This window comes from Dietzia sp. CW19 (assembly GCF_014145265.1).
Taxonomy (GTDB): domain Bacteria; phylum Actinomycetota; class Actinomycetes; order Mycobacteriales; family Mycobacteriaceae; genus Dietzia; species Dietzia natronolimnaea.
Genome location: NZ_JAALEE010000360.1, coordinates 14,273 through 26,518 on the forward strand (window position 1 = coordinate 14,273; position 12,246 = coordinate 26,518).

12 protein-coding genes and 1 pseudogene are annotated in these 12,246 nt (G+C 65.3%); 4 read left to right on the forward strand and 9 right to left on the reverse strand.

Annotated features, from left to right (window positions below; translation table 11 throughout):
* Positions 1-273, forward strand: a pseudogene (locus G6021_RS17340) (sodium:calcium antiporter); the annotation flags it as partial.
* Positions 274-357: 84 nt separating this feature from the next.
* Here G6021_RS17340 and G6021_RS11075 read toward each other — a convergent pair.
* The 7 genes from G6021_RS11075 to G6021_RS11100 all read right to left on the reverse strand — a co-directional run bounded on the left by G6021_RS11075 (position 358) and on the right by G6021_RS11100 (position 6,992).
* Positions 358-1,023 carry a TrkA family potassium uptake protein gene (locus tag G6021_RS11075; protein ID WP_107748179.1) on the reverse strand — a complete coding sequence of 222 codons (666 nt, stop codon included), beginning with the start codon at positions 1,021-1,023 and terminating at the stop codon, positions 358-360.
* Entirely contained in the window at positions 1,016-2,323 is a 1,308-nt protein-coding gene (locus tag G6021_RS11080; protein ID WP_182641290.1) for a potassium transporter TrkG, read from the reverse strand. Before G6021_RS11080 ends, G6021_RS11075 begins: the two co-directional genes overlap by 8 nt.
* A 178-nt stretch (positions 2,324-2,501) precedes the next feature.
* Complete coding sequence (locus tag G6021_RS17900) at positions 2,502-3,587, reverse strand: cytochrome P450 (protein ID WP_182641291.1); 1,086 nt, start codon at positions 3,585-3,587, stop codon at positions 2,502-2,504.
* Positions 3,588-3,676: 89 nt separating this feature from the next.
* Positions 3,677-4,423, reverse strand: a complete 747-nt coding sequence (locus G6021_RS11090) for an ATP-binding protein (protein WP_182641292.1) — start codon at positions 4,421-4,423, stop codon at positions 3,677-3,679.
* Positions 4,420-5,982: an IS21 family transposase gene (istA, locus tag G6021_RS11095; RefSeq protein ID WP_182641293.1), complete on the reverse strand. Its 1,563-nt coding sequence runs from the start codon at positions 5,980-5,982 to the stop codon at positions 4,420-4,422. The genes G6021_RS11090 and istA overlap by 4 nt, the downstream gene beginning before the upstream one ends.
* A gap of 161 nt (positions 5,983-6,143) precedes the next feature.
* On the reverse strand, positions 6,144-6,266 hold the full coding sequence (locus tag G6021_RS17770) for a hypothetical protein (RefSeq protein ID WP_277817943.1): 123 nt from the start codon (positions 6,264-6,266) through the stop codon (positions 6,144-6,146).
* A gap of 141 nt (positions 6,267-6,407) precedes the next feature.
* Complete coding sequence (locus tag G6021_RS11100; protein ID WP_146166363.1) at positions 6,408-6,992, reverse strand: hypothetical protein; 585 nt, start codon at positions 6,990-6,992, stop codon at positions 6,408-6,410.
* Positions 6,993-7,044: 52 nt separating this feature from the next.
* Between G6021_RS11100 and G6021_RS11105 the strand changes: the two genes are divergently transcribed.
* Both G6021_RS11105 and G6021_RS11110 read left to right on the forward strand, forming a co-directional pair.
* Entirely contained in the window at positions 7,045-8,685 is a 1,641-nt protein-coding gene (locus G6021_RS11105; protein ID WP_146166362.1) for an RNA-directed DNA polymerase, read from the forward strand.
* Positions 8,682-9,350 (forward strand): hypothetical protein, encoded by a 669-nt coding sequence (locus G6021_RS11110; RefSeq protein ID WP_182641294.1) that lies wholly within the window; start codon positions 8,682-8,684, stop codon positions 9,348-9,350. Before G6021_RS11105 ends, G6021_RS11110 begins: the two co-directional genes overlap by 4 nt.
* A 24-nt stretch (positions 9,351-9,374) precedes the next feature.
* On the opposite strand, the gene G6021_RS11115 is transcribed toward G6021_RS11110, so the two are convergent.
* On the reverse strand, positions 9,375-11,195 hold the full coding sequence (locus tag G6021_RS11115) for an FAD-binding dehydrogenase (RefSeq protein ID WP_182641295.1): 1,821 nt from the start codon (positions 11,193-11,195) through the stop codon (positions 9,375-9,377).
* A 17-nt stretch (positions 11,196-11,212) separates the two neighbouring features.
* The gene (locus G6021_RS11120) at positions 11,213-11,944 is read right to left on the reverse strand and encodes an AAA family ATPase (protein WP_347238958.1); all 732 of its coding nucleotides are present in this window, start codon (positions 11,942-11,944) and stop codon (positions 11,213-11,215) included.
* A 23-nt stretch (positions 11,945-11,967) separates the two neighbouring features.
* Here G6021_RS11120 and G6021_RS11125 point away from each other — a divergent pair.
* On the forward strand, positions 11,968-12,246 hold a 279-nt coding region (locus tag G6021_RS11125), incomplete at its 3' end, for an MBL fold metallo-hydrolase (protein WP_182641296.1).

Sequence of the window (12,246 nt, forward strand, 5' to 3'; positions counted from 1 at the left end):
GTGGCAGTTGCGCTGGCCCTTCTTCCCATCGCGTTCACCGGTATGGCGATCACACGCTGGGAGGGTCTCCTCTTCTCCGGGTTCTATGCGGCCTACATCCTGTACGTGGTGCTCCAGGCGTCCGACCACGATGCGTTGGAGCCGTTCAGTACCGCGATGCTCTGGTTTGTCATCCCCTTCACCGCTCTGTGGCTGATCGTGCTGGCCACCTACGAACTCGGTGTGCTCCGGGGGCGGAGACAGGCTCGACGGCACCTCGTCCCGGATCAGTAGAGCTTTGTATCAGTAGCGGGCTGTATCAGTGGAACGCTGTGGTCGCAGAAACCGGACAACCCGGAACGACCCCGACCTCGGGAGTCAGGACAGTTCGGCGAATCGCTCGGTGTCGCGGACCCTTCCGGAGACGATGATGGTGTCTCCGGAGGTGAGGACCGTCTCGGCGGTGGCGTAGGTGAAGCCCTCCCCCGGGCGCTTGATGGCGACCACCGTGACTCCGAAGTCGGTGCGGATGTTGGTCTGTCCGAGGGGGTGGCCGAGAGCAAAGGCCGGCGCGGACGTCTTGACCATGGCGAAGCCGTCGTCGAACTCGATGTAGTCGATCATCCGGCCCCGCACCAGGTGGGCGACCCGCTTACCCATGTCGTGCTCGGGTCGCACGACGTGGTGGACGCCGATCTGGGTCAGGATCTTGGCATGGGAGTTACTGGTGGCCTTGGCCCAGATGTTGGGCACGCCCAGGTTGATGAGCACCGACGCGGTGAGCAGACTGGCCTCGAGATCGGAGCCCATGCCCACGACCGCCCGGTCGAATTGGTGCACGGACAACTGGCGCAACGATTCCTCGTCGGTGGTATCCGCCACCACCGCGTGGGTCAGACGGTGGGAGACCTTCTGCACCACGGCATCGCTGGAGTCCACTCCCAGCACTTCTGCGCCCTGTGCCATCAACTCCAGGGCCAGGGACTTGCCGAACCGGCCAAGTCCGAGCACTACGACAGCATCGGGAGCTCGTCGTCTAGCCAATGAGGGGCCTCTCTGCGGGAAGGTCGTATCTGCGGCCACGCTGGCGCGCGGCCAGGGCGCTGACCATGGTGATAGGGCCGATGCGACCGAGGTACATCAGCAGTATCAGTATCCACTGTCCCCAGTGTGGAAGTTCGGCGGTGATCCCCGTGGACAACCCCACCGTGGCGAACGCCGAGGTGACCTCGAACAGCAGCTCGTTGAGCCCGAAGGGAGTCCCGGCCAGCAACACGATCGTCGAGGTCATCACGAGCCCGATTCCGATCAACGCCACCGCCAGCGCCTGACGCTGCACCCGGGTGTCGACTCGGCGATCGAGAATGGTCACCGACCTCTCGCCCCGGACCTCGGCGATGATGATGAACAGCAACAGGGCGAAGGTGGTGACCTTGATTCCGCCGGCGGTGCCACCGCTGCCCCCGCCGATGAACATCAGCACATCGGTGACCAACAGCGTCGCGTCGTCCAAATCTGCGTAGTCGACGCTGTTGAACCCGGCTGTCCGGGGCATCACGCCCTGGAACGCGGCAACCAGGACTTTCTGTGACGCACTGTAGGTCTGCAGGGTGCGGGCCCACTCGAGCGCCAGGACCGCGGCGAAACCGAACACCAGCAGTACCGCCGTGACCGAGACGGTCAGTCGCGTGTGCAGGGTCCAGCCCGCCCGCGACCGGCTCCCCGGTGCCGCCCGGCGCAACCGACGCCCCACCTCGAACAGAACCGGGAACCCCAGGCCGCCCAGGATCACCGCGCCCATCAGCGGTACGCAGATCCACGGGTCGGTGGCGAACCCGATCATGTTGTCGCTGTAGAGGGCGAACCCGGCGTTGTTGAACGCCGAGATCGAGTGGAACACCCCGAGCCACAGTGCCCGCAGCGCGGGTTCGTCGTAGCCCAGTGCGAAGCGGAGCGTCAGCGCGGCCGCGGTGACCAGCTCGATCAATACGCTCCACCGGATCACGCCGATGACGACGCCGCGGACGTCGCCGAGCTCTGAGGCCCGGGCCTCGGCTGCGGTGTTCATCCGGGCCTTTAGCCCGATCTGATCGGCCAACATCAGACCGACCATCGAGGCCATGGTCATGATCCCCAGGCCGCCGGCCTGGATCAACGCGAGGATTACCCCCTGCCCGAACCCTGACCAGTGCACTGGGGTGTCCACGACGATCAACCCGGTCAGGCACATCGCTGATGTCGAGGTGAACAGCGCCTCCGTCACGCTCGTGTTGCTACCGGGTTCCACCGCCCCGGGCAGCAGCAACAACGCGGTGCCCACCACGATCGCCGCGGCGAAACTCATCGCCACGACCCTGACCGGGCTCAACACCGCCCACCCGGACAACCGCCGTAACCCCGACGGCGACACCAGTCTGTACCCACCAGTCACGAACACAGACTGTAGACCTACAGCCGGGAACTGCCATTCCACAGACCCACCACGACCGGCAACCGAGAGGCGTCCCTCACCGGCCGCCGTCTCACACGGTGATGCGCAGTGACTGGAGCCGACGGACCAGCAGACTCTGGTGCCACTCGGCCCGGGAGGCGTCGATCCCGGGGACCGCGTCGAGGCCCAGGAGGAAGTCGAGTGCGGCGAGCGACTCCAGCCGCGCGAGCGCCGCCCCCACGCAGAAGTGGATCCCGCGCCCGAACGACAGGTGCGACCCCTCCCCCCGGTCAGGCATGAACTGACCCGGTCGGCTGAACTGTCGGTCATCCCGGTTGGCGCTACCCCAGAGCAGGAACAGACGCGTGCCCGCCGCGAGTCCGACCCCGCCGAGTTCGGTGTCCCTGGTGACGTGTCGGTAGTGCCCACGGAACGGCGCCTCCAGCCTCAGGGTCTCCTCGATGAAGAGCGGGCGGGCGGCGGGGTCCGACCGCAGTGTGTCCAGGCATTCCGGGTGCTGCCCCAGGCGCCAGACCAGCGAACCCAGATGTCCTACAGTCGACTCGATCCCGGCCGCCACCAGCTGGACCAGGACCTGCACCGCGACCTCGTGGGTCAAGTCGGCGTCGTCGACCAGACGCGCGAGGTCTCCGAGCACCGAGGCCGGTCGAGTGGCCCGCGCTTCTGTGAGCGTGCCGGAGAGGTACTCGATCAGCTCCCCGGCCGATCGGACCGAGTCGTCGAGCTCGTCGGCCGAGACCATCCCGTCCAGCATCCGCGTACTGGCGAACGCCCATTCACACAGCCGGTCCCCGTCCTGCTGGGGCAGCCCCATGAGCTTCGCGACGACCGAGGCCGGGAGGCGTTCGGCGATGTCCTTGACCCAGTCGATGCCCCCGTCCCGGCAGCGCTCCGACCAGAGTTCACGTAGCCGATCGTCGATGAAGGGCCGCCAGGCCCGGAGCTTGCGCGGGGAGATCGACGGCATGACCAACTTCCGGTGGGCCCGGTGGACCTCCCCGTCCGCGGTGGCCAACACGTGCACTGGGGAGCCCAGTTCGGCGACGGGGAATTCGGTCACCTCCCCGTCCGGCCCCACGACCATCGTCGCGGTGAGGTTGGACGAGAAGTCCTCGACCCGGCCCGTCGCCTGAGTATTTGGAGGCTTGGGGGCCACCGGATATTGCGTCTGGGGGCCAGCAGTATTGCCGTTGGGGGCCGGTGATCTTCTCTGTTGGGGCCACCGGCCCCCGCCGGGGTGGTTAGCTACTGGGTCGCGGCGAGGTGCTCACGCATGTTGTGGGTGCCGGTGTCGATCCAGATGGTGTTGTGGACGATACGGTCCATGACGGCGTCGGCGTGGACTCCGGAGCCGAGGCGCTGGTGCCAGTCCTTCTTGGGGTACTGCGTGCAGAAGACTGTCGACCCGGTGTCGTAGCGCCGCTCGAGGAGTTCGAGGAGCATCCTGCTGATCGTCTCGTCGGGGTGGTCGAGGAGCCATTCGTCGATCACCAGTAGGGAGAACGCGGCGTACTTCTTGAGGAACTTGTTCTGGCCCTGGGGTCTGTCTTTGGCCAAGGCCCACGCTTCTTCGAGGTCGGGCATCCGGATGTAGTGCGCCCGGATCCGGTGCTGGCAGGCTTGCTTGGCCAGGGCGCAGCCGAGGTAGGACTTGCCCGAGCCGGTGAAGCCTTGGAAGACGACGTTCTGCTGGCGCTGGATGAACGAGCAGGTGGCGAGCTGCGCGAGTACGGCCCGGTCCAGACCACGCTCCTCGACCAGGTCCACCCGCCGGAGATCCGCGCCCGGGTAGCGCAGGTTGGCCCGGCGGATGAGTCCGTCGATCTTGGAGTGGTTGAAGCTCTCGTGGGCGTGGTCGACGACCAGCTGAAGGCGCTCGCCGAAGCTCATGCCGACCACGTGGTCGTCGTGTTGCGCTTCGAGCGCCTCGAGCAGTGACTGCGCGCCCATCTCGCGGAGCTTGCGCTTGGTTTCGCTATCGATGCTGCTCATCGGGCGCTCCTGGCGTAGTAGTCGGCGCCGCGGACGTACCCGCTGGCCTGCTCGGGCTCGGTCCGTGATGGCCCGAGGGCGGCGGTCTTGTCCTGGCCGGTGGCCAGAATGGGGTGGATATGCGCGTAGCGGGGTGAGCGCACCGGTCCGGTCAGCGCCAGGGCGCAGGCGGCTTCGACCCGCTCGGCTGAGAACCGCCGCGAAAGGCGCAGCACCGCCAGGGCGGCGTCCAGGCCTTGCTCGTCGACGGGCACGGATTCGAAGACCCGGTTGACCACGATCACCGCCGCTGGCCCCACCCGCTCGGCCCACGCCCGTACCCGGGGCGCATCCCACTGCTGGTACTGGCGGCCGGCCGGCAGGTCGGCGTCGTTGGTGCGGTACTGGCCTGCCGTCTGCTCGGGAAGCAGAAGGTGGCTGGAGATTCTCTCGGTGCCGCGGTAGATCTCCAGCGTGCGGGCGGTGATTCGCAGGTCGACCTTGGTGCCGATGTGCGCCAGCGGGGCCGAGTAGAAGTTGCGCTCGAACACCACGTGCCCATTGCGGCCGACCCGCCGGCCGTAGAGCCACCGGCTGATCTCGAACGCCACCGCCGGCAGCGGCGTCAGCAGCAACTGCTCCTCGGTGGCGAACACGCTCAGCCGGGAACCGGGGCGTTTCTGGAACGGCTCGCGGTTGTAGGCGTCCATTCGCTCCCCGATGGCCTCGGCCAGTTCGGGCACCGTGTGGAACTTCCGGTCCCGCAGGCCGGCGATCACCCAGGTCGCCACGTGCGCGACGGTGTTCTCGGTGCTCGCCTTGTCTTTCGGCCGCCGTATACGCCCTGGTAGGACCGCTGCCGAGTAGTGGGCGGCCATCTCCCGGTAGGCGTCATTCAGGACGATCTCCCCGTCGCGGGGATGCTTGATCACGCCGGTCTTGAGGTTGTCGCACACGATCCGCGGCACCGACCCGCCGAAGGCTTCGAACATCGCTACGTGCGCCCGCAGCCACGCGTCCTGCTGCATGTCGATGCTGGGCCAGACGAACGCGTACCTGCTGAACGGCAGGCACGCCACGAACAGGTACACCTTCGTCACCGCCCCAGTGACCGGGTCGGTCAGCTCCATCGTGGGGCCGGACCAGTCGACCTCGACAGTCTGGCCGGCCTTGTGCCCGACGCGGGAGGCGGCGCCGGTGACCATCACGTGTCGCTGGTAGATCTTGCACCATCGGTCATAGCCCATCGCCGGCGCTCTCGTGGTGGCGCAGCGGTCGGTGTACTCGCCGTGCAGCAGCTTGAGCGTGACCCCGACCCGGGCCATCTCGCGGTGGACCTGTTCCCAGTCCGGCTGGGCGAACACGCTCTCGTGCTCCCCGCGGCCTGGGAACAAGCGGGCGTACACCTGCTCATCGGTGAGCTCGGCGACGTCGTCCCAGCTCGTCTCGGTCGCATCGGCGGCCTCCAGGACCGCCGCGATGCTTTTGCGGGACATGCCCTGCGAGGCGGCGATCGCCCTGCCTGACAGGCCTTCGGCGCGAAGCTGCAACACGAGCTTCGCCCTAATCTTCCGTACCATCACGGATTGCTCCTTCCGCCGCGTGCCCTATACACGCGGCGGAAGGAGCCTAAGAGCAGGTGGCCCCCACGGGCGCTACTGCTGGCCCCCAAGCGCAATAACTCGTCAAACGACGAACGGCCCCCGGAGGCAATACCGGTGGACCCCAGTAAGACGAATATTCACGCCTCCACCATGAGGTCCCAGGACCGGACGGCGAAGAACGACGAGTCCCCGATCCGTTCGATCCCCGGCGACACACGTGACGGGTCGAGGAGGTCCATGACGTCGCCCGCGCTCTGCATACCTGCCACCCTCGCGCACGAGCTCGTGCCGCACGGTGGTTTCAGGGACACGGCGTTTTCAGAGACACAGTGGATTCGGGGACGCCGTTGTTCCACCGCGGCCGTGGTTCCACCGGGGCCGAGGATTCGGGGACGACGTGCTCAGGCGACGAGAGCGGTGGCGCTCCCCCGGGTTCCGCCGAGCAGTACCAGCCCCACTCCGATGACCAGTGAGACCGCGGCGCTCGTCAGGAGCAGCGCACCGAGGCCCAGGGCCGGGATCACGGCCCCGGCGAGGGCCGGCGCGATGACTGAACTCACCGCTCCGACCACCAGGCACGCCGTGAATGCCGCTCCCGCGCGATCGGGGACCAGCTCGGCGGTCCACACCGCCAACACCGCCGAGCCCGCCATGTACCCCACGCCGAAGACGCCTGCCGAGATCACAGTTGTGACAATGGAGTCGCCGGCTACGCCCAGCAGCGCCAACGCCAGGGCCACGATCACCAGGCACATCGCGGCGACCCGGCTGCTGCCCCACCGCCCCGCCATGGCGCCGGTGGCCAGCGCCACCAGACCGCAGGCGCCGATCAGGACGTAGACCACCGAGACCGCGATCGCCGGCAGGTCGGTGCCGCCGAGGACGTCCGCGGCGTAGGTGAAATAGATGACAACGACGGCGAAGTACACGACCGAGTAGCTGAACGGCTCCAGAGTCTGCTCGCCACTTGCGATTAGCGGGAGCAATAGCCGTCTTGTCCCTGCCATCGCACCCGAGGGCTAACCTCTAGGAAACCCCGTGCCGACCGCATCCGGCAAGAAAGTTGAGCAAGTGAAACTCTCCAAGCATGCAGCTGAACGCGCTTTACAGAACGTCGTCATTTTCGGAGACACCGACATATTTCCATTCCCTTTCGAATTGAACGCCATCCGAGAGGATCCCGAGGGCTTTGCTGAGTTACTGGTCGAAATGTCCGTTGATTTCGAACAAACTATAACCGACTACCCGGTTGAGCACTTCTCGACGCTATCCCCAACAGGCTATGCAGGATTCCGTTGGGCCACACAAATCGATCCAGTTTGGAACGCATATTTTCTGGCCTGCGTTCTTGAACTAAGTCCAACCATTGAGCAAATGCGATTGCCTGTTGACGCAAAGCGGGTCTTCTCCTATCGACTCACAACTACTGACGACAGAATTTTCGCCGAAGGCGGATGGAGGCAGTTCCAAGAACAATGCCGCAACCTTTCGGAAGACCACAAGTATGTCGTGTCTGTCGACATCGCCGATTTCTACTCGAGGATTTATCATCATCGAATAGAGAACGCTCTCCGAGTTGCAGACCCCGACGGGGTTCGAACAAAACAGATAATGGCCATCTTGGGCAACCTGTCCAATGGCACCTCGTACGGCTTGCCCGTCGGTGGGGCAGCCGCACGAGTACTCGCCGAACTGGTTTTATCAAGGACCGATCTACTACTAGCGAGAAATCCGAGCATAGGAGAATTCTGCCGCTACGTCGACGACTACAGATTTTTTGTCGACGACCTAGAATCCGCATATCAAACCATAGGGTTCCTATCCGAGAAGCTCCTTCGTAACGAGGGACTGTCGCTTCAGAAGAACAAGACCCGAGTGCAGAAATCCGCCGAGTACCTGTCAACTCTCGACCCTGCCGACCCTATCCCCGGAAGCGCAGAAGCCTTCCTGGGAATACAAATAAACTATGACCCCTATTCCGATACTGCCGAACACGACTTTGAGACAACTAAGGAACAAATTGCAAAATTTGATGTCTTGAGCCTCCTCCATGCAGAGTTCAATAAAGACCGTATACACACAGCGACGACTAAACGTTTGGTGCAAGCGGTGAAATTCATGGATAAGGCTCCACGAATTACTGCCATCGAGTCAATGATTGAGAACATCGGAAACCTCTGGCCGGTGGTCCCACAAGTCTTAATCGCCACAAGATCAGCGTTAGAAAACTTCCAAGATGATTCCGCAGTTGAGAGGATTCACGAGAGCATTCGGGGGCTGATTCAGAACAGGCATCATTCGGCGCAGGTCGACCTCAACCTACAATACATGATTCGCACACTCGCCACCCGCCACTCAGTTGAGAACGAAGAGCTCCTCGTCTCCCTGTTTAATTCTGCTCACGGCTATGCTGGATCGCCTTCGCCAACAATCCAAAGAGACATTATCCTAATTATGGCCAACTGGGGAGCAACCTACTGGCTAAGCGATCAGAAGAACTACTATGCGGGCTATAGGCCTTGGGTTAAGAGGGCATTTCTTATCTCGTCATATCGCCTGGGAGACGAAGGCGATCATTGGCGCAGGCCAACCGTCCGCAAACTCCCGAAACCCGAGCTCATTTTCAGGGACTGGTTCTCTGGTCGTGTATCCCGCCCGAATTGGGACGTGCCACTATGATAAGCATCGGTCAATTTGTAAACTTGGATTCAACGTGGCACAAATGCACACCGACCCTTCCAGAGTTTTCTCGTTGGGCGAATCGAAATCTGCGCTTCTCTGGGAACTCTGTTGAACAGCATTGCGAACCTGAACGCGCAGCGCTGGTGGCAGAAGCAGCTTTTCGTCTCGCTAGTCTTGGCGGACAACCGTTGGAGCTACCGCGAGCGGAGGACGCAGCCCGAAAATTTGTTACTGCGCTTCCGGGAGGAGAAAGCGCAAGAGCACCGCTCTCCGAACAAGAGGGGAAGGAGGTGCTTGCGCTGTGTACCGGAGTCCAGAATTTTCTGGGTTCGGGATCCCCGGTGGAGTTCCTGCATCAAGTCCCGGGTTGCGGAGTGGTGAGGTCCGGCCACATCGACATCATTCGCCAGTCGGAAATTATTGAAGTCAAGTCGGTACGCCGCCTATTCCGCAGTATCGATTTCCGCCAGGCACTCGCCTACGCCGCGCTTGTATACTCTGTTGGAGGTTCAACCAAAGTTCTGACCATATTCAATCCCCGCGCGGGTTACTACTTCAGCGGCTCCCTTTCCAAAATCGCTTTCGCATGCGCCGGAAAACCAGCAGTTAGTCTCCTAGAGGACTTAGTCGAGGAGATGACGTCTGCCGAATTGTCGCGATGAGAGCGCTCCTGCAGTCCGCGTGGGTCACACCTCCCGCGCCATCGCCCGACCGGCCTTCATCCCCGAGAAGATGCAGCCGCCGAGGAAGGTGCCCTCGAGGGAGTTGTAGCCGTGGACCCCTCCGCCACCGAAGCCGGCGACCTCACCGGCCGCATACAGGCCCGGGAAGGGTTCGCCGTCGGGACGCAGACACTGGGAGTCCAGCGTGGTCTCGATCCCGCCCAGGGTCTTGCGGGTCATGAGGTGCACCTTGACCGCGATCAGCGGGCCACCGGAGCCGGCGGCGGAGCCCTTGCCGGCGCCGGAGTCCGCGAGGAGCTTGTGCGGCTTGGCGATGCGGGTGAGCTTGTCGGTGAGCACCCGGCGTGAGTTGTGGATGGCCTGCACCTGCGCGTCCTTGGCGAAGGGGTTGTCCATCTGGCCATCCATCGCCAGGACGAACTCGCGCACCTTCTCCAGATCGAGCTCGGGTTCGCCCTCGCGGACCAACTCGTTCATCCCCGTCACCAACTCCTCCAGGGAGTCGGCCACCACCCAGTCCACGCCCTTCTCGGCGAACTCGCCGACCGACGGCGGCAGTCCCTTCTTGGCGCGGGACAGGAACTTCTTGACCACCTTGTCGGTCATCTCCGGATTCTGTTCGGAGCCCGAGAGCACGAACTCCTTCTCCGCGATGGCCGAGTCCAGGATGAACCAGGAGTGGTCGTGCCCGGTCCGGCGGATGGCCTCGACGGACGCGGTGGTGTGGAAGCCCGGGAACAGCGGCACCGGCATCCGCGCGCCGGTGGCGTCCAACCAGAGCGTCGACGGGCCCGGGATGATGCGGATGGCGTGCGAGGGCCAGATGGGCGCGAAGTTGGCGACCCCTTCGGTGTAGTGCCACATCCGGTCGCGGTTGATGAGGTTCGCCCCGGCTGTCCCCGAGATCTCGAGCATGCGACCGTCGACGTGTTCAGGGACCCCCAGGATGAGGTCCCTGGGCGCCTCGCCGAGCCGGTCCGACGGCCAGTACTGGCGCACGAGGTCCGGGTTGCCGCCGATCCCGCCAGAGGACACGAGCACCGCGCCGCCCCGGAACTCGAACCGGCCCGTCTCCTCGCGGGGGGAGGACACGCCCCGGTCCAGATCGCACGGGACGAGGGTGGCACCTCGCACGCCGACCGCCCGGCCGTCCTCGACCACGATCTCGTCGACGCGGTGACGCACCGCGAAGCGCACCCTCCCCTCGGCTGCCGCTGTGCGCACCGGCTCCTCGAAGACGCGCACGACCTCGGGCCCGGTGCCCCACGTGACGTGGAACCGCGGGACCGAGTTGCCGTGGCCCTCCACGTCCCCACCGCCACGCTCAGCCCAGCCGACGGTGGGGATGATCTTCAGCCCGAGCCCGTTGAGATACGTGCGCTTCTCCCCCGCCGCGAACTCCACGTAGGCCCGCGCCCACCGCCGGGGCCAGTGGTCCTCGGGTCGGTCGAACGCAGCCGAACCGAGCCAGTCCCGCCACGCCAGGTCCAGCGAGTCATGGACGCCGATGCGCCGCTGCTCGGGGGTGTCCACCATGAACAGGCCGCCGAGCGACCAATAGGCCTGACCGCCGAGGTTCTTCTCGTTCTCCTGGTCCACCACCAGGACCTTCTTGCCCGCCCGGCTCGCCTCGTAGGTGGCGACCAGCCCCGCGAGGCCGTGGCCCACCACGATGACGTCGGGCGTGAACCCGGGCTCGGGTGCCGGGAGCGGCCCGGCATTGGCCGCGGTCGAGGTGGACGGCGGGGCGTACGACGGGTAGTCGGGGTGGACGGGCCGGGCCTCCCCGGACGTGCGGGCGGAACGGGACGCGGAATCGGTCATGGGTCCAGTGTGCCGGGTCACTCCAGCAGATGGCGCAGATACAGCTCGGGGGCCGCGAGATACCGGCGGTGGTGGTCCACCATCGCCAGATCCTCCCAGCGGCTGCGGTGCATCCCGTCGTCCGACAGCTCGTACACCACGGCCCCCGGCACGGAGGCCAGGATCGGCGAGTGGGTGGCCATGAGGACCTGCGCACCCCGGCGATCGGCCAGCTCGAGCAGCAGCGCGACCAGACGGAGCTGGGCGTCGAAGGACAGTCCCGCCTCGGGCTCGTCCAACACGAACAGCCCGCCGCCGGAGAACCGGGAGGAGTCCACCAGGTCCCAGAACGCCTCGCCGTGACTGCGCGCGTGGAAGTTCTGCCCCGGCCCGGAGGACTGCAGGTAGGTGAACAGGCCGTGCATGGTCTCGGCCCGCACGAAGTAGCCCCACCGCGGCGCCCCACCCCCGCGCACCAGGCGCAGCGCCTCGTGCAACGGGGACTCCGACGCCCACGTCGCGTTCCGGGCGCCCGTGGACCCGCCCTCGGCGTTCAACCCGAACGCCATGGCCACGGCCTCGACGATCGTGGACTTGCCGGAGCCGTTCTCCCCCACCAGGACGGTGAGGTCGTCCAGCTCGAACCCGTCGCGCACCAGATCGCCCACCGCGGGCACCGAGTACGGCCAGGTATCGGCGGCCCCGGCGAGGCCCGGGTCCACCGCGACACGAACCAGTGGTCGCGGGTCCAGCACTCCATCTCGACTCACGCGGCCACGGTACCGTGGCCGACATGCGGATCCACCAGATGAACTGCGGGACGTTCGCCGGACGCCTCCCCACCCGAGTGCTGCTGGTGGAGGCCCCGGCCGGGCTGGTGCTGGTGGACACCGGCATCGGGCTCCGGGACATCGCCGACCCCGCCGCCCGGCTGGGCCCGTTGCGGCACGCGATGCGCCCGCGCCTGGACCCCTCCGAGACCGCGTACCGGCGCATCGAGGCCATGGGGTTCGACCCCCGCGAGGTGCGCCACATCGTGCTCACCCACATGGACTTCGACCACATCGGCGGA